Origin of the sequence: Peribacillus sp. FSL P2-0133, from assembly GCF_037975445.1 — a bacterium.
GTDB lineage: Bacteria > Bacillota > Bacilli > Bacillales > DSM-1321 > Peribacillus > Peribacillus simplex_E.
In genome coordinates this window covers 4,615,641-4,640,356 of the sequence record NZ_CP150254.1, presented here as the reverse complement: position 1 = coordinate 4,640,356, position 24,716 = coordinate 4,615,641, and the positions used below count along the sequence as shown (strand labels likewise).

Here is a 24,716-nt window from a genome sequence, read left to right as displayed (position 1 = left end):
TAGAAATGAAAATTATCTCGATATTAAACATTATTAGTGCACAGGAATGCTTTTCAAACCAATCTTTCAATGATAACTGGCCTAAATATAAGGATTATATCACCAATTACTTAGGCAGTTACCCTAGCCCCCAAAAAATTCTAAGTATTGGGACGGAATTATCTTCAATTTTTTCTAAGGATGATTCAGAAAGAGGGCAAAGTGAGGTTTCTGTTTCTGGAAATGTTTGGTCTAAGCTTATTAATTGGTATTTAAATATTTGTTTATTAGGTACTAATTGTTGGGCTGTTAGTTCAATGCAGTTGATACCTCCTCAATTAAAGAGGGCACTTGAAATTAAAGTAAGTGGTGAGAAGATAAGTAAGTCTAAAGAAATAATAATTGTTCAATATACTGGTACTGAAAATATTGACGTTGTTCTTCCCAATGATTTATCAGGAGTTAGCTTAAAGGAAACTTACAGAAGAGCTTGTAATGACTTTTTTAGTAAAATTGATCTAAATAAAATTAAGGTTATACTACTTTCTCCAAAGACAATAGCTTCAGATATGTTGGCAATTCCTTTATTTTGGAATTTTTGTTATAAAGGAAACCAAATTAATTCCGTTTTCGATATAGAAATCGGTAATAGTAAAGAAAATCCTGAAAGATTTATTGATAATAAAGTATATTATTCAGTTGTAACAGTTCCTACCGGTAGAGAAGATAGAATAAAAGCTGGAAGTATACCTGGTATGGCACAAATCAAAAAGTTACAAATGCTGGATGGTGGATTTTATTGGGGGAGAAACTCATCTGATAAGGTTAAATCTTTTGATAACTTTTTCTCTGATAACCTCCAGTTATCTTCTTTCGTTGGTAAAGAAATAAGTGAGAATTATGAATTTACGAACTACCCAAGATCTATTTATTTTATCCTTTTTAACAAGACAGGATGAGGGGACTCAAACGTAATAGATAAATTGGATCACTTGTCCTAAAATCAGTTGTAATATAATTTAAGGATCATACATTTCATTTTACACTTATTATTTTTAAGGGTTTATATGCAGAGTTCACTATAAGAGGATAGTCTTCTCATTTGAGAAGACTATTTTTTTGTTAGTTAATTAACTAACTAATGTTCGACTGCTAGGATTTTTGCGAGAGGCCATTTCCTCTTTGTTAACATCTTCTTTCATATGATAACTACTTAAAAAGTAAAAAAAATGTCGGATTGTGGTAAAAACTAATGTAATATACTTATAGATAACTTTTTAGGGGATGCTAAAATATGTTTAAAAAAATAATAAAAATTCTACTCTTTTTTTTATTCATTTATTTCACAACAAGCGATCTTGTATTCGGTGAAGTTGCTTCTAAAGAAAAACAAGAACAAGACATCACTGAATATCGAATTGATCAACTTGAAAAGGATGTAGAAGACAAGTTAGATAAGGACCTTTATAAGGATCTTTACGAGAACACAGTTAAAAGACTTGAAACTGAATTAACCCATACTGCGAATGACAGGGATTTATATAAGGATCTGTTTTCAATTATATTGACTATCGTGGGTTTAGTAATAGCTTTTGATATTTTTAATATCTTCCGAACAAATAGAGTATTAAAAACAGCAAATACCGCAAAAGATCAAGTGTTAATTGTAAAAGAAGACATTGAAAAAACAAAAAATAATGTTGAGGGTATAGAAGAAAAACTGAATAAAAAAATTGGTGAGGTTGGCCAAAGTGCAGATGATGCGAAAGAATATATTGTTAGTATTGGGCAAATGGGAGAAGAAATAAAAGCGAAATTACTTGGATTCTCTCATACTATCCAAAGCTTTGAACAATCAATAAAAAAACTCGATAAAGAAAAAGATTACGATGAGTTTATCAAAGAAATTGGAATGTTGGCAGCAAGTGCATTGGAAGATATTAAAGACGCGGAAGATGTTAATACTAAATATATAAAACAGGGTAAAGAGAAAGAAAAAGAAGTTCTTGATATACAATTTGATGAACAAGAAATTCAAAAATTATAGGGGTAATCTAAATGACTAGTAATAAAATAAATTTAAAGCTTTTTCAAGTTTCACAAAATCAGAATGTATTCTATATAGGGAAAATGAAGGCAAAAGATTTATTAAAAATATCCACTTTACATTGGAGAGATAGTGGGGAAAGTAAGGAAAACAAGTATATTCATGAGGTGAAAGAAAAATTAAATGTCCTCACATCGGATACTGGAATTCAAAGGGTGTTACAATACAACAGATTAAAGGAAATTGCAGATTACATCTCTGGCCAAGATGGGATACTTCCTAATAGTATTATTGTCTCGATAAATAATAAATGGGTTGATGATGAAATAAATGATAATTTTGAAATGGATGGATACGAGATTTCAGAAAACAATGATATTATTTCACTAACCTTATCTCCTGACAAAATTGATGCATTTATTGTAGACGGGCAGCATAGATTAGCATCGTTCGGTTTTACTGAAAATGACAAAATAAGTGATGATTTTGAAATAGTTGTAACGATATTTATAAATTTAGAAATTCCTCTTCAGGCAGAAATTTTTAGCATAATAAACGGAAAACAAAAGCCGGTCAATAAATCATTATTGTATGATTTAAGCTCATTTAATCAGGATAAATATAATGAAATTAAAAGGTCCCATTCTATTGTAAAATGGTTAAATAGTAATCCTATTTCACCGTTTTTTAACGAAATAAGGATGTTAGGTAGTGGGCCAGGGTCCATTTCTCAATCAGCCTTTATTGATGAGCTATTAAGGTATATAAAGGATAGAAGAGCCCATACCTATAAATCTTTTTTGAAAGATAAAGATGAAAAGGAAATAATAAAGTTGTTATTAAGTTATTATCTAGCTATTAAACAAACATTTAAAGATGAATGGGATGACAGAAAAAACTATGTGTTTTTAAAGACTACGGGGTTTGGTGCTTTAATGAAGCTTTTATACTACGTTTATATTAAATTCTGTGTAGAAAATAGACAATTTAATAGAGAAGAACTTAAGGAATTTTTCCGAAATATTAAGAGCGATGAATTTTCAGTTGATAAACTTGGAAAAGCGGGTAGTCAAGGTCTACAGTCTGAATTATATAGAAAGTTACGAACAACTCTAATAGGAGATGAAAATTTCATTAAGACTTTAGAGGGAGAATATAGAGAATTAAGTAATAATTAGAGAGTTCTCGAAATTGCTTTTTTAAGAATTTTTAAGTTGTATAGTTCTAAAAAAAATTAAAAAACTAATTGCACAATTAATGCTACCAGATAATAATAGTTAAATTTTAAAATATTATCACCTTTATAAGTTTAAGTTTTATAAAATTTACAAGTAGGTGCTTCGTAAATCTGTGGTCACTGCCTTCTTAACAACTATGAAATGAGTTACGCAAGCGGGTTAAATAATTCTTAACATAATTATCAGGTAAAAAAAGAAAAAAGTTTTCAAAGAGAAATGGGATGTTAATCTAGTTTCTCTTTTTTGGATTGGAGAGAATAATTTAGGAAGAATAATCTACTAATTGGAATGTGTTACAATGTAAATTATGGGAATATAAGGACTTATTATATAGAGAGGGTATGTCAGGATTCAAATATAAGTTAGCGTTGAATAGTGACATATATTTTAATAATTTCAATATTTACTTCAAATCTCAAAAATTCAAGGTGATAAGAATGTCTATTTATAAAAATATTTTTCATTATTATCGTGGACAAACGAGTAAAGGCTCAGAAGACACTAAACAATTACAAATAGAGAATAATACCACCAAGGCTTTTATTAATGTTTTACAAAACTCTTCACAAATTCTTACAATGAAATTGACAATATGGTTAGGGTTAAACGGAAATGAAAAGGATACGTTTGAATACATGTATCAAGTCTCTAATGAGCTTCATCGCAAGACTCCACAAGCCGTTGTAATAGGAATTGCAGAAACTAAAAACATGATAAATAACTTACAAATGAAGAAATATTATATTCCCGATGGAGCGATTTTATCGGAAAATGTTTCTATTTTAATAGAAACGAAGATAGGATTAAATTCTTACTTAGAAATTAACCAGCTTGAAGGTCATAAAAAGAGATTTGCTATCAATCAAAAGGTTGAAAAAAATATCATTTTGACCTGGAGTGATATCAGGAACTTTTTACAGGAACAATATCAATTTTTTAAACAATCAAATGATGTATTAACATGTTTCTTATTGGAACAGTTTGAAGAATTCTGTGTCATTAATTGTATAGGTGGAGCAAAGACAAATGAATATTTCTTTCTTCAGTTTGAGAAGGTTAAGGCTCAAAAGTTAGCAAGGAAAATTCATGATTATATCTGGAATGAATCAGGATACCAAGATATACAAGATGCAGGAACGAAAGATGGAATCGGATATAAAAGAGTTAGAAAACCCAAATTTGCTACGTTATCTATCCAAAGGCAAAGGCATTTTATTCTTCATATCGGTAAGAAAGAGGAGAGATTAGGTCTTAGTATTCAAGAGGAAATAGATAAAGTGCTGAGTAGGAACTTTCATAGACCAGACTATGAGATTGAAAAATATCCTCATGAAGCTTATATAAGATTAGAATGGGTAGATAGCTTTGAACAAATTAAACCATACATCGATTTAGCGTATAATTTACGATAGTAAAAAAGGAGATTAAGCATGATGGAGCTAAAGGCTTATGGATCATTTGTTAAAAGGGGAGAAAATATTTATCGAACTTCTGCTTACATTCAGTGGGGTAGTGCGGAGGAATCTATTGGAGCATGTCTTTTACAAAATCCAGGATCAGCCACACTAGATAAAGAATTAACTCATTTACTTAATACAGTGGGGTCTGCCAGTGGTTGGATAAAGGCAGAAGACCCTACTATGAAACAGTTAGTCTCTGTTATCGAAGGAATTTATGGTAAAGATCAGCCTATTTCAGGACGATTACATATATATAATATTTTTAATCTTCAAAATGCTAAGTCAAAAGATGCAATTGAACATTTTGAAAATCTTGTCCATACTGGTGAGTATGATATTACAGAACCGCTAGTTAATATAAATGAATTTAAATCGCACCCTTGGATTCTTCTTGGCTGGGGTGTTAAACATGAAAAGAGGTGGAAGAACTTTCAATTAATTAAGGAGAAATGGCTTAAATTAATAAAAGAAACAAAGGTTCCTTCTTTCGGAAAAAAACATGACAAAAGGGATGACTATTATCATCCATGTCCGCTCATTCCAACTCAAAGACCAATGGTGGCAAAAGAGCTTATTATGCTATATAAGCAGCAGTTTTGTAAACAACGATTTCCAAGCTATGCAACAAAACCTAATTTAATTGTAGAAACGAAACAAGTAGAAAAATATGATGATCACGACTATGGATGGTTTAGAACGCCTGCAAATCCTGAATCCATTGTAAAGGGATTTTCACACCTACACATCCAAAGAGGTTATAAACTAAGGGCGTATCAATTTAGTGATGGCGGTGGAAACGGAAATGGAATCGTATGGGCAATTCCTGAAGAAAAGGAGTTACAGGATTTAGAAGATTGTAAGCGATTAGAAGGTTTCTTATCAGCTCCAAAACCAGCTCATGCATTGTCAGATTTTATGGAAGTCATTGAAGGAGATAAAACTCCTTTATCTTATTTACAGGCAGCAATCGTTTATCATGAATTAAATGAGTTTGGAGCTAATTGGCATGGGACATCTTGGGGAAGAGATGTTATCTTGCCAGTGCAAGAGGAATCAGGAGATGAATCATATGATTATAACGTTAATGATGAATGGGAAATGATTGAGAAAGAGCCTGATATAATAGAACCTCATTTTTATTACAGTAGGGAAGGCTATCCCGTCATTGTATTTCATACCATAAATGATATCGGAACAGTCACATGGAATCGATATGTACATGTATTCAGTAAAGATGACTATACATTAAAAGTTGAACAAACATGTATTGCGACAGGTGGTGCTGGAATTATCTTTTAGAATCGATTGAACGGTACTTGGTTCAGTTCGACTCTTCAAAATAAGTAGTCCCTATTATTTCAGGGGTGCTTGAAAAGAACAAAAAAGAGACATCCCCCCAAGGAATGTCTCTCCCCTCTATAAACTTATAGCACTCATCATCCCCTCATGCGTTGCTTCCTCTATCGTCCGCGGACCAAGACAATCTCCAATCTGTTTCACAATAGGCGCATGGCCTTTCATTTCTTCGAATAGCTCTGTGTTGGGAATGCGGCCAAGGGAGAGGATGATGGAGTCCCAGTTTGTTAGTTCTTGTTTTTGTTGGGTGAATAGATTCCGGATGATGACGTGATCTTCTTTGATTGCCCCGATGTCGTAGTGGGGAAGGAGTTTGACGTTTAGGTTGTATAGTTTTTTTAGGTATTCATTCCTGAGATATTGGCAAATCAACCAATATGCAGTCGTGATGATATGAGTGTTATTCTATTGCCTTTTTCGGCTAAATAGATGGCTTCTTTCAGGCCAGTCACAGCCAAAGTCGAGCACCAGTACGTTGTCCCCAACTTAATTAGTTGAGGAGTTTCTATAAATACCCTTTATATTTTCTCTTTATCGTCCCTTTCGAATTAGCAATCGGTTCCATGTAGGGGGTTAGTTTCGTAAATTAATTCTTAATTTACGAAAAATAGAAGTTGATTTTAATTTCATATTAAATGGTTTTAGTGGCGTTTGAAGGTTTTAGGAATACAATTACAGCTTTATTTGTTGAAGTAAATCACTCATACCTAAACCAAGTGCCAAACAAATTTTATGTAAAGAAGTTACTGTTAATGATTTTTCTCCTCTTTCGACGAGCCCAATAAAATTATGATGTAATCCTGCCCCCTCAGCTAATATTGCTTGAGTAAAGCCATTTCGCTCCCTCTCAATTCGAATTGCTTCCCCGATTATTTTTTTAAACTTTTTTTCTTGTTCCTTATCCATAAAATTTCACCTCTAATCTAATTATAATAAAATATTTATAAACACACTATAGTATGTTTATTTTTCTTTGAGAACATTTTATACTGTATTTAGTTACCAATTACCAAGGCTACTGCCCCTCAGCAGTCAGCTAATGAAAAAATTTGAGAGGAGAATGTAAAATGCAAAAAATTAAATTTAAAGTTGAAAGTTTAAGAAAAATCCCGAATCCATATGGAATTTTCATGGATGACACTAAGAGAAAAGCACCAGAAATGATCTTTGCAATAGTAGATATAAGAGAGCTTCCTGATAACATTCCTACCAAGACCAATCCACGTGAGCAAAATATGAGAACGAAAGTTGCTGGACGTATAAAGGATGGTTTATTATCGGAGCACTCTCCATTCTTTATATTAAATAGAGGTATTTTATTATCAGCCCAAGATGTTAAGTTTGATAATGCAAACTCAGAGTTAACTATTTTCATAGAAGATGAGACTGTTCACGGAAATGTTGACGGTGGACACACCTATAAAACAATCCTTGACTACCGTGATAGTCTTGGTGCAGATACAAAACAATATGCTAGAATTGAAATTCTTACAGGTATTGAAGACATTTTTGAAGACGTTGCTGCAGCAAGAAATACCTCAGTTCAAGTTCAAGATAAAGCTATTGCTGAACTGAAACAGAAGTTTAATATGATTAAAGAAGCGATTGAGAGCGAGTCGTTTAAGGACAATATAGCATATAGAGAAAATGAAGATAAGGACATTGATGTTGCAGATATCCTAACACTGCTTTATATGTTCAATTTAGAGAAACACGACAATCGTGAAAAAATGGCTGTTAGTGCTTATAGTTCTAAACAAACTTGTGTTAAGGATTATACAACCGCTTATGATAAGTATGAAAAAGAAAATAATGTGGAAAATAATCCTTACTACAAAATGAAAAATGTAATGACTGACATTTTTAAATTGTATGATCTTATTGAAACTAGCATGGCAAGAAAGTACCGTGAAGTAAATAATGGAGGCATGTACGGACGTGTCAAAGGAGTAGAGGTCCCAAAATCGGAGACTAAATTTAAATCTAAGTTCTACAAGAAGAACATGGAACACCGTACACCTAAAGGCTTCTTATATCCTATTGTAGGAGCTTTCCGTGCACTACTTGCTGAAAAAGACGGAGTTTACTATTGGAAAGCTGACCCAATGGAATATTTTGAAGAGATTGGTAAGAACCTTGTAGGTGATACTGTAGAAAGAAGCCGAACATTAGGTAATAACCCAAATGCAGTGGGTAAAGATACAGGCACTTGGAAACAATTATATAATAATGTCCTTACACAATACCTTCTTAACCAAGCAGAGTAATTATTTAATAGTAAAAAAGAATGCCATTTGAAATATAGTGGCGTTCTTTTTTTAGAGGGTTATTTATAACACATTCATTTAAATATTTTTCCCTTTAAATCCTCCACGCTCATCAGATTTTTTGTTATCTAATTGCTTCAGTTTCTTCAATGGATGTACCCTTTTTCTACAAGTCCAAAACTAATTTGGCACAGGTAAATCCTGAGAAATTGTTTCCATATCTTTATTGGAGCTTCTTCACCACTATTACTATTTGGTGATGAAGCTTCGAAATTTTATACTTGCGTAAAAGAATTTCGAAGCACTTATTAACAAGTTGTCTATTAATTCGGCAGGAAACTACTAATCCATGGAAGTCCTGAGGCAGTAGGAAGCTATAAGAAAAAGAGACATTCCAAAGGAATGTCTCTTTCCCTCTATAAACTTATAGCACTCATCATCCCTTCATGCGTAGCTTCCTCAATCGTACGCGGTCCAAGGCAATCCCCAATTTGTTTCACAACGGGAGCATGGCCTTTCATTTCTTCGAATAGTTCTGTGTTGGGTATGCGGCCAAGGGAGAGGACGATGGAGTCCCAGTTGGTTAGTTCTTCTTTTTGTTGGGTGAATAGATTCCGGATAATGACGTGATTTTCTTTGATTGCCCCGATGTCGTAGTGGGGAAGGAGTTTGATGTTTAGGTTGTATAGTTTTTTTAGGTATTCATTCCTTAGATATTGGTGGACGGTTTCACCGATGTGCAGTCGTGATGAAATGAGTGTGACTTCATGTCCTTTTTCGGCTAGATAGATGGCTGCTTCCATGCCGGGCCAGTCTCCGCCGAAGTCGAATACTAACACGTTTTCCCCAACTTTTTTTGTTGAACTGAATAGGTCATCACTCATGATGATCCGCGGGTCATTCATTCCTTCGATGGCTGGTGTATAGGGCCGTGAGCCTGTTGCACAGATGATGGCGTCCGGTTTCGATTCGGATATTTCTTGGGCGGTTGCTTTTTTGCCTAATTGCACATTTATATTGCTTCTCATTAATTTCCGGGAGTAGTTATCGAGCATCGATTCTGCCAGTTCATGCCGCATTGGCGCTTTGCGCATGGTGCGGAGCAGGCCGCCGATTGATTTGCTTTGATCGATCAGTGTAACGGAATGTCCTAGGTAGTCAGCAGTTATCGCTGCTTGTAATCCGCCAGGTCCGGCGCCGATCACCAGGACATTTTGTTTGTTTCTTGTTTTCTTTAATTCTGGTAATATCCATGCTTCTTTACCTGTTGTCGGATTTTGGACACAGCCAATTGGCAGTCCTTTATGATAGTGACCGATACAGGCTTGTAAACAGCCTATGCATGCATCGATTGTTTGCAGGTCGCCGTTTTTTGCTTTGTTCGGCATGTCAGGGTCAACAATTAAGGCCCTGGTCATTCCGACGACATCGGCTTTTCCGGTTGATACGATCTGTTCTGCCTCAACGGGGTCGACAATTCTATTGCCGATAAAGACCGGTACGGCTCCTGCCATCCTGATTTTGAATCCATGTGGAGATAGGTATGCGTGCTTTATCGGTGATGGCGGCACGATATGTGTTGATCCCTCGAAGGTGCTTGAATCTCCGGCTGTGACATTGATGAAATCCAATCGGACTTTTTCCGCGAGATATTCGACGATTTGCACTGAATCCTTCATCGTTGTCCCGTCCATCGTCAGTTCATCTGAGCTCATGCGAATGCCGACGGTAAAGTCTTCTCCGACTCTTTCCCATACTTTCTCCAAAATTTCCACGATGAATCGCATCCGATTTTCGAATGATCCGCCATAGAGATCGGTGCGTTTATTTGTATGTACCGACCAAAACTGGGCAGGAAGATATCCGTGTGAACAGCAAATTTCCACTCCATCAAGTCCGCCCTCCTTTGCCAGCTGTGCTGAATGGGCGAACCCTTCAATCACTCCTTCAATATCTTCTAAGCTCATTGGCTTTGGCATCACGCCGAAACGCAGACTGGGAACGGCGGATGGCGCCCATGCGGCATTTCGATAGTCGCTCGATACAACTTCCCTTCCGCCATGAAATAGCTGGGAGAAAACCTTCGTTCCATACTTATGGAGCGTTTCGGAAAGTTCTTTGTAGGCATCGACAATTCTCTGGTCATATCCTGCAATCGTTTTGGACGTAAGCATGCCGGATGGATGTACGGATGCCGCTTCAAGGATGATCAATCCGACGCCACCTTTAGCACGGGCTTCATGATAGGCGACCATATCCGAAGTGGGGATTCCGTCCGTGACATGATTTGTTTGATGTGCTGTACTTAAGATCCGGTTTTTTAATTCAGTAGAACCGATCGTTAAATGGGTAAACAGATTCTTGAATTGAGCCATGATCATGACCACTCCCTAATGTTAGATAGAATGGGAGTATAGAGGGCACCAATCGCCCTCTACCTATCCCTATACAGGTTCAATATGCAATAATCATGCCGTTTGGGGAATGGTGATGATTAATCGTTTTTTTACTTTTATAAAGAGGGTATGGCCTATGAATCGAGTATTTTATATATAGATAACTGAACCTTTTTTGAAAAGTGGTGATTCATTATAGGTTCAGATCAAATTTGGTTGGTATAGAGACATTCGTTGCTTATAAAAATGACACTTATTTTTTTTCATTTCAAAAAGTGTAACAAAAACGGTTCGCAATCAAATTATGGGGTGATGTGATGGAAGTAAAAAAGGAATCACTAATTGTATTTTCCGATATTTCTATTTTGGATGTTAAATCCTTGCTGAAAATTAATTCTTCGCCTTTTATTGTCATGAAAAATCACTTGGACATCCTCGGCATATTAGAGGAAGGTTTCTTTTTGAAGAGATTGGATAGGGAGGGTCAAAATCAGGAAATCACGGCTTATCTTAATTCATCGTTTGTCGTTGTGGAGAATCTAGATAAGCTAAGTGAAGAGGATATGAGCACCTATGATTTTGTGATTCAACATAATGATAACCAATATAGATGCTATCCCATTCATGAAGTTAGGGAAATGCTGCTTAAAAAGAAAATTAAGAGCTTAATAAGTCTAAATGAATCACTGCAGAAAGAGTTGGAGGTGACAAGAAAGAAGGTAAAGGAGCTGACACAAATCCTTGATTCCAGCTATGATGAAATTTTCGTGACGGATGCCGACGGGAACACGTTATTCGTGAGTGAAGCGTGCAAGAAGCTTACAGGGCTGCCGCCGGAGGCTTTTATTAATAAGAACATTAATGAGTTAGTTGAAAAAGGGCTGATCGTCAATTCGGTTACATTAGAAACCATGAAAACGAAAGCGATCCATTCAGCGGAACAAACCTACCCGCATGGGTTGACTGTATTTTGCACAGCGAAGCCAATTTTTGATGAGGAGGGGAACTTATATAGAATTGTTTCGAATTCCAGGGATATTACAGAATTGGTTGAGATGAAGAGTAAATTGAACAGGGTGAACCTTAGGAACCAGCGAGCCCAGCATGAAAATTCGAGAACCGTTTCGTTCAATAACTTCATTACAAATTCGGATAAGATGATAAAGGTTTTGGAATTAGCTGAAAAAGTCGCCCCGATGGATTCATCGATCTTCATCCATGGAGAAACAGGAGTCGGAAAAGGGGTTTTAGCAAGGGTCATTCATGATCTCAGCAGCAGAAAGGATAAGAAGTTCATTCAAGTGAATTGCGGCGCGATTCCATCCGCATTAATAGAGTCCGAGCTGTTTGGCTATGAAAGCGGGGCATTCACGGGAGCCAATAAGCACGGGAAACAAGGGCTTGTTGAAAGTGCTGATGGTGGCACGTTGTTTCTTGATGAAATCGGGGAAATGCCGCTCGACATTCAGGTGAAAATCCTGCATCTGGTCCAGGAGAGAACATTCATGAAGGTGGGAGGAACGAAGGAGAAAAAGGTGAATATTCGCATTATCTCCGCTACGAATAAAGACTTGAAGCAAATGATCAAGAATAATCAGTTTCGCGAAGATCTATATTATCGGTTGCATGTCGTTCCAATGGAAATACCGCAGCTGCGGGAGCGAAAGGAAGATATTCTATTATTAACCGATTTTTTTCTGAAGAAATTCAATAAAAAATACGGTCAATCAATTACGATCGATGATCATTCCAAGTTAATTCTTCAGCTGCAGGATTACCCGGGTAATGTTCGGGAATTGGAAAATGTAATTGAACAAATTGTCGTGACGGCTAGAAAACCTATCGTAACGATAGAGGATTTGCCTTCCGATTTAACCTACAAAGATACGGCGCTAGTCAATTTAACAGGAATCATTCCCTTAAAAAAAGCGTTAGAGGAAACGGAAAAGCAATTATTGTCCCAGGCCCTTTCCACCTATAAATCAACCAGAAAAATGGCCAAGGCCCTGGAGGTCAGCCAAACGACGATCATGCGCAAACTGGGTAAATACCAATTTAGCTATCATGACGATTAATAATAAATTAACCTCCATAAAATCTGAATATTCAAAAACTTGGTATGGATATTGCATATTGAACTATTGGTTATTTCTATTTTGATAAGGGGGTCAAGAAATGGGTGAGTTGATTTTCTCTTTAAGTTATGGGGGTTCCTTAATTGTCATGGGGTGGATCACGAAGGTTTTCCTAGTAAAAATGAAAAGAAGTCAAGAAGAAATAAAAGCAAAAGATCCGATTGAAAAGGTGGGGATGTAAGTGGCCTTTCTGCTTGGTATTATCATATCTTTTTGTGTGTATGTCTCGATCGGCATCTTTTTATTCAGGAAAGTCAAAAGCTCAGAGGAGTATTATGTTTCTGGACGAAGCGGAAATACATTGATGATAACGGGGACGCTTGTTGCCTCTTTCTTAAGCACCGTATCGTTCATGGGGGAAGCGGGATTTTCTTATGAAGGGTATCCGATCCTGCTGCTTATCCTCGTTATTTTTAATGCAAGCGGCTATATATTCGGAGTCTTCCTGTTTGGCAGGTATTTAAGAAGAAGCAAATCATTGACGGTTCCTGAATTTTTTGGTAATCGCTTTCATTCCAAGAAGGTAAGACTGGCAGCTGCGATTACGACGATTCTCGGAATCTCTGCATACTTGGTTGCCGTTACTCAAGGGGCAGCCGTTTTATTGGCCGAGGTTTCCGGTGTTTCCTATCCAATGGCCTTGATGATCATGTGGGTCGTGTATTCATCCTTTACCATTCTCTCAGGTGCGAAGGGGGTCATGGTGAATGATACCGTGATGTTCTTTTTATTCTCGATTGCAACGTATCTTAGCTTTCCTTATATTATCAAATCTGCAGGCGGATTCCCTGATGCCGTTTATAAAGCGGCCAACCTGGCAGAACGGCCTGATTTATTAAGCTGGCATGGCATTACTGGACCTGCCGCAACGATGGGCACACCTTGGGAAGCATTGGCCTGGGCAGTCATCATGGGCTTGGTCTGGGGCATTGTCATTGCAGTGAGTCCATGGCAAAGCAGCCGGTATTTAATGGCTAGGAATGAACACGTAGCCATCCGGGCCGGCGTATGGGCAACCATATCCATTTTGACCGTCTATTTGTTTCTCCATATCAGCATCTCGACAATACCGACCATTAAAGCGGATATCGCCCCGACGGAAAAGGTATTCATTTGGGCAGCGATGAATATAGTCCCGAAATGGCTTGGTGTCATCATCGTTAGCGGCATCATGGCTGCGGCATTATCCTCCTGTTCGAGCTTCCTGCAAATAATAGGAAGCAGCATAACACGGGATATCATGGAACAATCACGGAAAAAGGAATACACAGATCACCATCTATTACGGGCCAGCCGCATTTCCATGGTTGTGATCAGCTTGATCATTCTATTGATTGGATTGTTCCAGCCGCCTGCTGTCATGTGGATCGGCTACTTTGCAGCTACATTATTTGCGGCATCATGGGGACCGATTGCCATATCAAGCGTATTTTCAAAGAAGGTAACGAAGGAAGGAGCTTTTTGGAGCATCGTATTCGGCTTCTTTGGAGTGATTCTCGGAGAAAGCCTCGGCATGTTCGGAATAAGCCTTCCCGTTTACTTCAATCCTGTAATCATTGGTTTAATCTTAAGCATAGGCGCACTTATCATTGGCTCCAAGTATGGAACGATCACCAACGAAGAAAGGGAGTTTCAAGCCAATATCCTTCAAACTCCAATTGAAATAGACGAGCAAAAAGAAATGAACATAACCCGCAGATATCCAGCCTATTTGATGATCAGCGGCGTCATGATCATCATGGTAACACTAGTGTTTTATTATTGGCCGATAAATATGAATTAAAAATGGCAGGGGGAGACCCCTGTCATTTTTTTATAATAATCATTGACTATTGGAAATATCCTGGTTAAAATGGGGGCAAGATTTGAAAGGAGCGATAAACGTGGCATTTTTACAACTATACTGATATACACACATATTATGGAAAAAACCACTTTGCATAAGGGGTTATTTGCTGTGTGTATAGGATGGATATGTTGTAGGAGTTTTGTCGTTCTACCGGATATCTATGCCGATTTTTTCAGTACACAGAGCAGGTCTGTGTACTTTTTGTTTTGGCTGGATTTTTACATGATGATGTTATTTTTCTATTGATACGAGTTTGGAAGATAAGCTTATATCGATTACTTGGTCATTTAGCGGTGACTTTGAAGATGGGAGGAATGTACATTGCAATTCTTATTATTCTTTTGATGCGGGCTTGAAATAGAAGCTCGTATCGATCCAAGCTATCGATACGAAATCACAAATTTCGGAGGTAGCGAATATGGAACACATATGTTTTGAATTAGAAAATGTCGAAGTGACCTATTTAGATAAAGAGATATTGAAGATTGAACGATTGGCTGTACATCAATTTGACCGCATCGGCATTGTCGGGAAAAATGGTGCAGGGAAAAGTACGTTATTAAAGTTACTTGCTGGAAAAATTCAACCGGCAAGCGGAAAAGTAAAGTGTTACGTTGATCGTGGCTATTTTGAGCAAGTTGAAGCTCCTGCTGTTGCAGAGGCTGATCCAGCGTTACTGGGAAAATTAACAGTTCCGCGAAATTCAGAGTCACTAAGCGGCGGTGAGCAAACGAGGCTGAAGCTTGCCCATTTGTTTACCCACTATTTTGAAGCGTTACTTATCGATGAACCGACAACTAACTTGGACCAAGACGGCATTTCGTTTCTACTTGAAGATTGAACGATTGGCTGTACATCAATTTGACCGCATCGGCATTGTCGGGAAAAATGGTGCAGGGAAAAGTACGTTATTAAAGTTACTTGCTGGAAAAATTCAACCGGCAAGCGGAAAAGTAAAGTGTTACGTTGATCGTGGCTATTTTGAGCAAGTTGAAGCGCCTGCTGTTGCAGAGGCTGATCCAGCGTTACTGGGAAAATTAACAGTTCCGCGAAATTCAGAGTCACTAAGCGGCGGTGAGCAAACGAGGCTGAAGCTTGCCCAATTGTTTACCCACTATTTTGAAGCGTTACTTATCGATGAACCGACAACTAACTTGGACCAAGACGGCATTTCGTTTTTACTTGATGAATTACGCTATTACTATGGTGCGCTTGTATTAATTAGTCATGATCGGGCTGTATTGGACGAACTTGTGACAACGATTTGGGAAGTGCATGAAGGCAAGGTACACGTATATTCAGGAAATTACAGCGAGTACATGGCACAGAAACAGTTACAACGTGAACAACAGAGGCAAGCTCATGAAAAATTCATAAAAGAAAGAAGCCGGCTTGAAAAAGCAGCGCAGGAAAAAATGAAAAAAGCTGAAAAAATCGCTCAAGCTGGAAGATTATCGAAAAAAGAGGCGAATGCAAAACCGAATAAGACTTTTATGACGAAATCAAAAGGCACAAGCCAAAAAGCCGCCCAACGTGCAGCGAAGGCAATTGAGCAGCGAGCGGAAAAACTTCAGGAAGTCGAAGCTGTACAAGAGGAAAGGCAAATCGTGTTTCGCCAGTCAAAGCAATTGGAATTGCATAATAAGTTCCCGATAATGGCAGACCGATTGACTCTACAAGTGAAGGGGAAAGTATTATTGGATGAAGTGAGTTTCCAGCTGCCGCTCGGGAAAAAAATAGCCATTACAGGCAGCAACGGGAGTGGTAAAAGTACTTTGCTTCACCATATCGCGAATAATGGTGCAGGATTAGCGCTTTCTCCAAAAGCGAAAATAGGTTTCTTCAGTCAAATGAGTTATAGATTTGCAAGAGATGAAACGGTTCTGCAATTCTTAGGAAACCGTTCAGAATATGATGAAGGGTTTTTAAGAAGCGTCCTGCATTCGATGCAGTTTGTCGGGACAGATATCCTGAAAAGTGTTCAGTCATTAAGTGGCGGCGAAGCGATTCGTCTCCAACTTTGTCAGTTGTTCTTAGGGGAATACAACATTCTGCTCTTAGATGAACCGACCAATTTTCTGGATATTACTGCCATTGAAGCATTAGAACGATTTATAGCGGCATATGAAGGGACGATCATATTTGTATCCCATGATCAAGCGTTCATAAACCATGTAGCAGATCTTCAGTATAAAATTCAGGCGAAAAAATTGGTTCAAGTGTAATTTTTAAGTTCATGCAAAAATAAGCCGATGATACAATCTCGTCGGCTTATTTATAATAATTCATTAAGGATGAATCGTAACCAATGTCCCGATAGGAACGATTCTTGATAATTCCTCCACGTCCCGATTATGCATGCGAATACAGCCTTTTGAGACGGCTTTACCAATCGAGCTGGGATCATTCGTTCCATGAATGCCGTAGTGCTCCTTGGAAAGACTCATCCACATTGTACCGAATGGGCCTCCGGGGTTTGGGGATTTATTAATGATGATGAATTGTCCTACTGGTGTACCGAAAAGCATTCTTCCAACAGCAATCGGATATTGTTTTTGCAGTACTCCATTTTTTAGCAGCTTCAGATTACGATTGTTAACGGACACATCGATCTGAAATGGAATGGTATCAGGAGGGGGAAAACCAGGGATCATGATGGGTTGACCAGGATAAATGACATTTGGATTGATGGTCGGGTTAGCATTGATGATTGCCGATAGCGGTTTCCGGTAGTCCCTGGATATCTGTGTCAGTGTTTCACCTGGTTTAACTGTATGAATCAGTCTGAACACCTCCATAGGTTATAGTTGTCATGTATCATTCTATGTGATTTTTCAAAAGTGTTTCGTAACTCGCTGTTATCTGTTTTTAATGAAACTAATATGTTAAGTAACTTAGCCGAAAAGAAACCGAAATGAACTTTTGATAAAATAAGTTTTTATCGAGATGGATTTTTTGTTAGTTAAAGAGGGGGAATAAAGGTGGAGGAACATGTGAAAAAGGCTTTAGTAGAATGGAATGAAGAAATCAGTGATGTGTTAAATGGGATAGAAAAAGAGTATGAAGAAGTTAAGCGTGATCTTCAGGTTTATTCCTATAAATTCAATATTACCAAACAAGTTGTACAATCCACTATAAATGATGAAATTATTCGAAACATCCGTGAGCTCTATCATAAACCTTTTGAACAAAAATTGAATGAATTGAAAGAATCAATAAAAGAGCTGGAAGAAAAGAGAAAGGTTTTTCAAATGTTTGTCGATAAAATTGAAAAGGTTAGTGAAAGAGAAGAAGGAAAACCGCAAATATCAGTCATATAAGGCAGCGAAGGCTAGGATAATCATGACGACTCTACTATTCTATACACAAAAACTATGGCAGCGAATATAACTGCTTTTTTTTGCTGGAATTTGCAAAATGCGGCCCCTTGTTTACCCCAACATCTACCAGGGTACACTATCCTATAAAAAGGAATTGGGGGAATTCTATGTGGAATGCGGTCTTTTGGGGAGGGGTTTCGGGTTCTGCTGTCCTGCTTGGCGCATTAGCTGCCATCTTCATTCCGATAAAGAAAAACATCATTGGCTATATTATGGCTTTTGGTACGGGTGTATTGATTGGTGCAGCGGCATATGAGCTGCTTGCTGATTCGGTGAGTGATGGAGGAATCTGGGCGACGGCGATCGGATTCATAACAGGGGCAGCCGTATTTACCGCGTTGGATTTTCTTATTTCCAAAAAAGGTGCGGATAAAAGGAAACGGTCCAATAATAGCTCTTCGAAGGAAGCGGGCCTAGCCATTTTCATCGGGACGGTGATGGATGCCATACCGGAGTCGATCATGATTGGCGCAAGTTTAATAAGCGGTGGCTCGGTAAGCTGGTTATTGGTCATTGCCATCTTCATCAGTAATATTCCGGAGGGGCTCTCAAGTACAACTGGTATGCTCAAAAGTGATTATTCGAAGAAGAAAATCATGCTGCTATGGTTTTCCGTCCTGATCATTTCGGCACTATCCTCGATGTCGGGCTATCTATTCCTCGATCATGCCCCGGACTATATCCTGGCAGCGATGGCAGCATTTGCAGGCGGCGGAATCATCGCCATGATTGCCTCGACGATGATGCCTGAAGCATATGAAGACGGAGGACCGATGACGGGGATATTCACCGCAGCCGGCCTGCTTATCTCTTTGGTTCTGGATTCGATGTGATAACGAAAAAGTGAGATTGTCCCCTTGGAAAGAAAGGGGGCAATTTTTTTTGTGTAAATCTATCATAGAAGGAAATGCGCATGCGAAATAAGGAAATCTATCTCTAAAAAAGAATTGCTGGTGTTAAAATATCATTTCAAAACATACACTCTTCATATAGATTTTTAGACATTGAGGAGATGTTAGAAATGAACTTCGAGATGCAAATAGCGAATATGTTGGCTGATAATATAAATGGTTTCATTACATTCGTCCGGGAAAATCATGAAAATGAAAACAATTGCTTTTGTTTAAATAGAGATAAATTGTATCAATTGAAGCTTCTTGTTGAGGAGTTTAAGTTTCAAGTATTGGCAGATGAACTTAAACGAATCAACAGGTTTACCTGGGATGAAAACTACACGCATTTATTAGTTGATAGATTCAGGAAAGGGATGGGCATCATTGAAGAGTACGTTGAAAATAACTACAGTGATTTATTCATTTTTACCGCTAGACTTTACACGTTGAATAACCTCAGCTTATTATTTTGTAAGGAGGAAGAATCGGGCACACTCTTCCGCGAATAAAAGAAGAGCACATATTATCGTATATAATATGTGCTCTTCTTTATTTCATTATAGGGATAGTATCCTTCCGGGCCGGCCTTATTTGCTTGGCATCGTAGAGATATATTTTTTGACTACTTCATAAACATATTCTTGATTGGCTGCTGCTGTATTAGGGTTATATTTACCGCCGTTCGTTTTATTATTGGATAGTACTCGTATACCTAAGAAGGGAACATCGTAAGTTTTGGCGATTTGTGCTGCCGCAGCTCCTTCCATTTCTTCAACAGATGTACCATATTTCGTATGGAACCACTTAATCCGATCCACTTCATTATTCCAAACGTCTGCAGAACCGATAGTACCATCGACAACCTTACCTTTTGTGTAAGTATCTTTAACTGCATGAGCAGCTGCGAGTAAATCCTTATCTCCCTCGTAGAAGCGTGGTTTTTCAGCGTTAGGATCTTCTCCTGCACTTCCTTCAGAAGCCATTAGGTCCATCGGTTTCCAAATGGTTGGATCAATTCCTTGGTTTTCAGTTTTATCTGCTGTTTTTAATGAACCTAGGTTTACCGTTCTTTTTCCTAAAACAATATCAAAAACGTTTAGGCTTGGATCATGTCCGCCTGATGTTCCTTGATTGATGATGGCAATAGGGTTATATTTTTCAATGGCCAATGCTGTAGCGGCAGCTGTATTTTCCATCCCTTTACCTGTTTTTGCAACGATTACAGGATAATTGTCTAACGTTCCAATGTAAAACACAAAATCCCCTGATTTTTCTTCTTTAACATTTTTTAACCTTTTCGCGAAATTTTCAGCTTCGATTGGCATTGGACCTTGAATCATGATAGGCCTTTGAGTCTTTTTTTCGGCCGTTTCATTTTTGGAAGCAGAACTGCATGCTGCAATCACCGACACGAAAAGTAATGCAATGATTCCTAATATAGTGTACTTTTTGAACATGTTTTTTCTCATATAATTTCTCCTTAAAACATATTTATTCGATTGTTTGATACACTCGCAGTTGCGGTCAAAGAAAAAGGTCCAGAACGGCAGAATGATTACTGCCTTCTAGACCTACGATAGTCAAAGTAAAGGTGATTAAGCAAAATGATTATAATGCTTAATCATTAGCTGCTCAAGAAAGCGGGCAGCCGAATACTTTAACTCGTAGTCTAGTTCTTTCACTGGGAACCAGGTAGAAACGCTCAGACCATATTTCCGAGCATATACGAGTAAATTACGATTATTACTTTTCTAATATAACAAACAAATGATAGATAATCAACAAAAAAGTGAACAATAAAGTATAAATATAATTTAATGTTCGGATTTAAGGGGGGCGGTTCGTTAAAAACGTTGATTGGAACGTAGGGCACTCGCTTTCCGCGGGCGGTCCGCCCTCGGCGCTCGCCTGTGGGGTCTCCCTTGGACACGCTTTTCCCGCAGGAGTCTCGAACACCCGCTCCAATCAACTGGAGCGTTTTTCAAATAAAAAAACTATAGGCAAACTACTTTTATTCTAATTTGGCTATAGTCTGGAGGGGGTCGAAATGGCTCATCCGGATTCATGATTACAAGACTATGGTTTTCTTAATAGTTTTTTTATAACCCCCTCATTGGATTGAAGAAATTTGCGACACTCCTGCCGAATAACTGGTTAGCCGAGACCCCACAGACGCTTGCTTTGATGAGGCTTGTCAGACAGTCGGCGGAAAGGGAGCGGGTTTCTGAAATCAAACTGGAACATTTTTTTTTGAGGGTTTGTAAATCTGATCGTTGATTTCCACTCCAGGTACTCGCTTTCCGCGGGCGGTCGTGGAGCCTCCTCGGCTTGCGCCTGCGGGGTCTCCCCTAGACGCGCTTTTCCCGCAGGAGTCTCGTACCTTCCGTTCCAATCAACTGGAGCGTTTTACAAATAAAAAAACTATAGGTAAACTGACTTTTCTTCCAATTTGGCTATAGTCTGGAGAGGGTCGGAATGGCTCATCCCGATCCATGAATACAAGACTATGATTTTCTTAATAGTTATTTAGGTTTCTGAAATCAAACTGGGAGAAAAATGATAACAGGATAGAAGAATAGGTGCAGAGGGCTGCACCTATTTAATAATTCGCCCATAACATGATAGACAGGGCGATTAATAAAGTGATAATTTTTAGCACTGCCTTCCTTTTTGAGGGGGCATCTACCCATGTCAAAACAATGCTCACCATTATTCCGATAGATAGAAATACAGCGCCAATCATCTTCATCCAAGTCATTTCAAAAATTGGTTCAAGCAAAAAGAATAGTAGACTGAGTGCGACTAAACCAATTGTAGAGATAAAATGCTTACTCGTAAAATCGGTTTTCACATCATTTTGTTCTTCTTCTGACATCTTTTTATAACCCCGCCACATCATGAAGGCCGGAATCCCTAACATTAAAACTAATCGTACGATTGCATCTATATTCATTGAGTCCTCCAGAAATGGCTATATATCTTCCATATACGTTTATTACTGGAAAAAGTTTCAACACTTCCTGCATAATGACATCATAATTACGTGACGAAATACCCCTTCAGATCCAATTGTCCAAGGGGTATTTTCATGTCCAAGCATTTGAAGTAGGTTATGTCAGGATCTACCATGATCAACCAAAGTTATGACTACATTTCCCTTTTTATGTCCTTGTTCTACATATCTATGAGCCTCGGGAATCTGTTCCAGCGGGTAGCGTTTATCAATGACCGATTTTATTTTTTCAGTTTCGATAAGCTCCTTGAGAAGTAATAAATCTTCCGTAAGTACCTTTGCTATTCCTTGTCCTTCGACGGACACGTATCGCCCGTTCGGGGTCAGTGCCTTCTTGCAAGTGGCTTTCGAGCTTTTCCCGACTGCATCAAAGATGATGTCATATCGCTCTTGTCTTTCCGTGAAATCCTCCTCGGTATAATCAATTACCTCATCTGCTCCCAATGATTTCACCAATTCAAAATTAGCGGCACTGCATACTCCGGTAACTTCTGTTCCAAAGTATTTGGCTAGCTGTACGGCTGAAGTTCCTACTGAACCGGATGCTCCGTAGATGAGGACTTTTTGCCCGTCCTGGATATTGGCTTTTCTGAAAAAATGCAGGGCTGTCGTTCCCCCAAAAGAAATGGCGGCGGCTTCCTCATAGGTCACATTGGCAGGCTTTATAGCTATTTGGCCGTCTTCAGGTAAGCATGTGTATTCGGCATGAGCTCCAAAATTCATTCCAGTCATGGCAAAAATCTGGTCGCCTTTTTTGAATTTTTTCACATCCCTGCCCGTTTCCTCTATTTCCCCGGCCAGCTCCACTCCGAGTATTGATTTTCGCGGTTTTCTAAGCCCCAGGAAGATTCGCATCGGCAGCCATAATAAGAGGGGGCTATTGAAACTCCGGACTCTTATGTCTCCTGAAGCCACTGTTGCCGCGTGGACCTTTACCAGGATTTCGTTGTCCTTGGGCGTTGGTTTTGCCACCTCTTGGAGTTCCAGTACATCGGGTGAACCGTATTTTGTGCATACCATTGCTTTCATCGCGAGTCTCCTTAGTTTTTAATACAATCTTTTAATACTATGATAGAAGCTGTAATATAAAACTACATGTAAGCGAAACGGAAGAAACTTTTGTATGAAGCTTAAAAGCAGCAGGTATTTGTCCGGCATCGGTCAGGGGCAAGTGTCTCGCTGAGCGGTCGAAACCTTATGATGTTATAACAAGGGAAATTCTATAATACAAAGGAGCTAAAAGTATGGCCATTAACGAAAGACCGAGAAGAATAGTTTTAGATTTAGCAGTTACTTTAGATGGATTTATTGAAGGGCCGAAAGGGGAAGTGGACTGGTGCATTATGGACTCTGAAATGGGGTTCATTGATTTCTTAAATCAAATTGATACTATTTTTTATGGGAGAAAAAGCTATGATTTATGGGGACAATATACTCCAGAAAATGAGGTATCTGATACTGAAAAAGAAATGTGGAATTTAGTTCATGGCAAAGAAAAATTCATGTTTTCCAAAACAAAAAAAAGCACTGATGATAAAGTAACAATCATAAATGATAATATTGTTGAAGAAGTAAATAAATTAAAGAAAAAGCCTGGTAAAGACATCTGGCTTTATGGCGGGGCAAGTCTTATTACAACTTTTATAAGATTTGGGCTGGTTGATGAATTTAGGTTATCTGTTCACCCTGTTGTTTTAGGGGAAGGAAAACCTTTGTTTATTGACATGAAGGAGAGATTGAATCTAAAACTGGTTGATACAAAAAGATTTTCCTCTGGCGTTGTTCAACTTTGCTATCATCTTAATGAAGGGTAATTGAAAAGCATGATGATAGGCTTAAAACTCATATGTAGATAAAAAGAGAGTAACTCCATTTTTAAAAAATGGAGTTTTTGTATTTGCTGTTAAATAAGTATTGAAGGGATATTTATAATGATGAATTCACGAGTAAAACCTTGAAATTCACGAGTAAAACCCCAAAACTCACGAGTAAATGCTTGAAATTCACGAGTAAATCCCCAAAACTTACGAGTAAAATCTTAAAAAGGTATCCATACTTGACGTGTGGATACCTTTTTTTTATGCGTATTGCCATTTATAAATTATAAAATGTAATATATATGTTGCAAAAAGTAAAATAAATCATATAATAAGAGTAAGTAATGGAATTAAATGGAGGTCGATCGATGATGGATTTATTTAGACGAACGAAAAAGATCACGGATGAGCGGGTTGAGCATGTAAGAAATAAAATTTATAAAGAAATGTATCACGTCATCTTGGCCATTTGCCTGGTGAGTGTACTTTTCAAACTATATAAATATGGTGCAGGCAGCGGGGAGCTATATCTGGAATTCGTGATCATTGTTGCAGGAGGACTGTATTACTTAGCTCGTTCCATTTTCTTAGGTGTATTCTGGGATGAAGTGGAAATACATGACCGTACAAGCAAAACACCGATGAGCAGGAAGACGATTTTTGGTTCGGTTGCTTTAGCTCTCATCATCGCCATATTCATGGGGGTGAATAGTGCTGTAAACTATGCGGATGGCAGTTCCCAGGGCGTATGGTATTTTGTATTGGTATCGTTTGTATCCATTATGATCTATTTGCCGATTTTACTTTTGTTTTTTGGTGGTATATACTTGCTGGCGAAGAAAATCGGAATGAAAAATAGCGAAGATAATAAGAAATTGTAGGTGCC

23 protein-coding genes and 1 riboswitch are annotated in these 24,716 nt (G+C 38.0%); of the genes, 16 read left to right on the top strand and 7 right to left on the bottom strand.

The features are described 5' to 3' along the window. Positions 1–5 precede the first annotated feature (5 nt). From MKY17_RS22305 to MKY17_RS22285, 5 genes are all read left to right on the top strand, one after another. Positions 6–938, top strand: a complete 933-nt coding sequence (locus MKY17_RS22305) for a hypothetical protein (RefSeq protein ID WP_339200724.1) — start codon at positions 6–8, stop codon at positions 936–938. A 335-nt stretch (positions 939–1,273) separates the two neighbouring features. Then, positions 1,274–2,026, top strand: coding sequence for a hypothetical protein (locus MKY17_RS22300; RefSeq protein ID WP_339200723.1), 753 nt, complete (start codon positions 1,274–1,276; stop codon positions 2,024–2,026). 11 nt (positions 2,027–2,037) lie between these two features. Beyond that, positions 2,038–3,204, top strand: a complete 1,167-nt coding sequence (locus tag MKY17_RS22295) for a DGQHR domain-containing protein (RefSeq protein ID WP_339200722.1) — start codon at positions 2,038–2,040, stop codon at positions 3,202–3,204. Between the two features lie 497 nt (positions 3,205–3,701). Continuing rightward, positions 3,702–4,676, top strand: coding sequence for a hypothetical protein (locus MKY17_RS22290; RefSeq protein WP_339200720.1), 975 nt, complete (start codon positions 3,702–3,704; stop codon positions 4,674–4,676). Positions 4,677–4,694: 18 nt separating this feature from the next. Then, positions 4,695–6,023, top strand: a complete 1,329-nt coding sequence (locus MKY17_RS22285; protein WP_339200718.1) for a hypothetical protein — start codon at positions 4,695–4,697, stop codon at positions 6,021–6,023. 117 nt (positions 6,024–6,140) lie between these two features. On the opposite strand, the gene MKY17_RS22280 is transcribed toward MKY17_RS22285, so the two are convergent. Together MKY17_RS22280 and MKY17_RS22275 are read right to left on the bottom strand one after the other, a co-directional pair. Then, entirely contained in the window at positions 6,141–6,452 is a 312-nt protein-coding gene (locus MKY17_RS22280) for a hypothetical protein (protein ID WP_339200717.1), read from the bottom strand. 300 nt (positions 6,453–6,752) lie between these two features. Further along, complete coding sequence (locus MKY17_RS22275) at positions 6,753–6,986, bottom strand: helix-turn-helix transcriptional regulator (RefSeq protein ID WP_339200716.1); 234 nt, start codon at positions 6,984–6,986, stop codon at positions 6,753–6,755. Between the two features lie 161 nt (positions 6,987–7,147). Here MKY17_RS22275 and MKY17_RS22270 point away from each other — a divergent pair, with 161 nt between their 5' ends. Next, the gene (locus MKY17_RS22270) at positions 7,148–8,347 is read left to right on the top strand and encodes an AIPR family protein (protein ID WP_339200715.1); all 1,200 of its coding nucleotides are present in this window, start codon (positions 7,148–7,150) and stop codon (positions 8,345–8,347) included. A gap of 416 nt (positions 8,348–8,763) precedes the next feature. On the opposite strand, the gene MKY17_RS22265 is transcribed toward MKY17_RS22270, so the two are convergent. Continuing rightward, complete coding sequence (locus MKY17_RS22265) at positions 8,764–10,722, bottom strand: FAD-dependent oxidoreductase (RefSeq protein ID WP_339200714.1); 1,959 nt, start codon at positions 10,720–10,722, stop codon at positions 8,764–8,766. A 338-nt stretch (positions 10,723–11,060) separates the two neighbouring features. On the opposite strand from MKY17_RS22265, the gene MKY17_RS22260 reads away from it, so the two are divergent. The 5 genes from MKY17_RS22260 to abc-f all read left to right on the top strand — a co-directional run bounded on the left by MKY17_RS22260 (position 11,061) and on the right by abc-f (position 16,952). Continuing rightward, entirely contained in the window at positions 11,061–12,818 is a 1,758-nt protein-coding gene (locus tag MKY17_RS22260; protein ID WP_339200712.1) for a sigma 54-interacting transcriptional regulator, read from the top strand. A 100-nt stretch (positions 12,819–12,918) separates the two neighbouring features. Continuing rightward, positions 12,919–13,059, top strand: coding sequence for a hypothetical protein (locus MKY17_RS22255; protein ID WP_181762236.1), 141 nt, complete (start codon positions 12,919–12,921; stop codon positions 13,057–13,059). Further along, a complete protein-coding gene (locus MKY17_RS22250) occupies positions 13,060–14,661 on the top strand; it encodes a sodium:solute symporter family protein (RefSeq protein ID WP_339200709.1) in 1,602 nt (533 codons plus the stop codon). It begins immediately after the preceding gene. A gap of 484 nt (positions 14,662–15,145) precedes the next feature. Further along, entirely contained in the window at positions 15,146–15,568 is a 423-nt protein-coding gene (locus MKY17_RS22245; protein ID WP_339200708.1) for an ATP-binding cassette domain-containing protein, read from the top strand. Further along, complete coding sequence (gene abc-f / locus MKY17_RS22240) at positions 15,513–16,952, top strand: ABC-F type ribosomal protection protein (RefSeq protein WP_339200706.1); 1,440 nt, start codon at positions 15,513–15,515, stop codon at positions 16,950–16,952. Before MKY17_RS22245 ends, abc-f begins: the two co-directional genes overlap by 56 nt. A 63-nt stretch (positions 16,953–17,015) precedes the next feature. Here abc-f and MKY17_RS22235 read toward each other — a convergent pair whose 3' ends face one another. Next, a complete protein-coding gene (locus MKY17_RS22235) occupies positions 17,016–17,510 on the bottom strand; it encodes a L,D-transpeptidase family protein (RefSeq protein ID WP_098370182.1) in 495 nt (164 codons plus the stop codon). 198 nt (positions 17,511–17,708) lie between these two features. Here MKY17_RS22235 and MKY17_RS22230 point away from each other — a divergent pair, with 198 nt between their 5' ends. The 3 genes from MKY17_RS22230 (at position 17,709) to MKY17_RS22220 (ending at position 19,509) form a co-directional block, all read left to right on the top strand. Continuing rightward, positions 17,709–18,047, top strand: coding sequence for a hypothetical protein (locus MKY17_RS22230; RefSeq protein ID WP_057276953.1), 339 nt, complete (start codon positions 17,709–17,711; stop codon positions 18,045–18,047). 167 nt (positions 18,048–18,214) lie between these two features. Further along, the gene (locus MKY17_RS22225) at positions 18,215–18,940 is read left to right on the top strand and encodes a ZIP family metal transporter (RefSeq protein ID WP_144528268.1); all 726 of its coding nucleotides are present in this window, start codon (positions 18,215–18,217) and stop codon (positions 18,938–18,940) included. 188 nt (positions 18,941–19,128) lie between these two features. Next, positions 19,129–19,509 carry a hypothetical protein gene (locus MKY17_RS22220; protein WP_339200705.1) on the top strand — a complete coding sequence of 127 codons (381 nt, stop codon included), beginning with the start codon at positions 19,129–19,131 and terminating at the stop codon, positions 19,507–19,509. A 78-nt stretch (positions 19,510–19,587) separates the two neighbouring features. On the opposite strand, the gene MKY17_RS22215 is transcribed toward MKY17_RS22220, so the two are convergent. From MKY17_RS22215 to MKY17_RS22205, 3 genes are all read right to left on the bottom strand, one after another. Then, on the bottom strand, positions 19,588–20,469 hold the full coding sequence (locus tag MKY17_RS22215; protein ID WP_339200703.1) for a 5'-methylthioadenosine/S-adenosylhomocysteine nucleosidase: 882 nt from the start codon (positions 20,467–20,469) through the stop codon (positions 19,588–19,590). A 176-nt stretch (positions 20,470–20,645) separates the two neighbouring features. Continuing rightward, a riboswitch (purine riboswitch) is annotated at positions 20,646–20,749 on the bottom strand. An 850-nt stretch (positions 20,750–21,599) separates the two neighbouring features. After that, on the bottom strand, positions 21,600–21,953 hold the full coding sequence (locus MKY17_RS22210; RefSeq protein ID WP_339200701.1) for a hypothetical protein: 354 nt from the start codon (positions 21,951–21,953) through the stop codon (positions 21,600–21,602). A 162-nt stretch (positions 21,954–22,115) separates the two neighbouring features. Further along, positions 22,116–23,042 (bottom strand): NAD(P)-dependent alcohol dehydrogenase, encoded by a 927-nt coding sequence (locus MKY17_RS22205; RefSeq protein WP_339200700.1) that lies wholly within the window; start codon positions 23,040–23,042, stop codon positions 22,116–22,118. 215 nt (positions 23,043–23,257) lie between these two features. Here MKY17_RS22205 and MKY17_RS22200 point away from each other — a divergent pair, with 215 nt between their 5' ends. Both MKY17_RS22200 and MKY17_RS22195 read left to right on the top strand, forming a co-directional pair. Next, positions 23,258–23,827: a dihydrofolate reductase family protein gene (locus MKY17_RS22200; RefSeq protein WP_098372502.1), complete on the top strand. Its 570-nt coding sequence runs from the start codon at positions 23,258–23,260 to the stop codon at positions 23,825–23,827. A gap of 371 nt (positions 23,828–24,198) precedes the next feature. Continuing rightward, a complete protein-coding gene (locus tag MKY17_RS22195) occupies positions 24,199–24,711 on the top strand; it encodes a DUF6773 family protein (protein WP_339200699.1) in 513 nt (170 codons plus the stop codon). Positions 24,712–24,716: the final 5 nt, after the last annotated feature.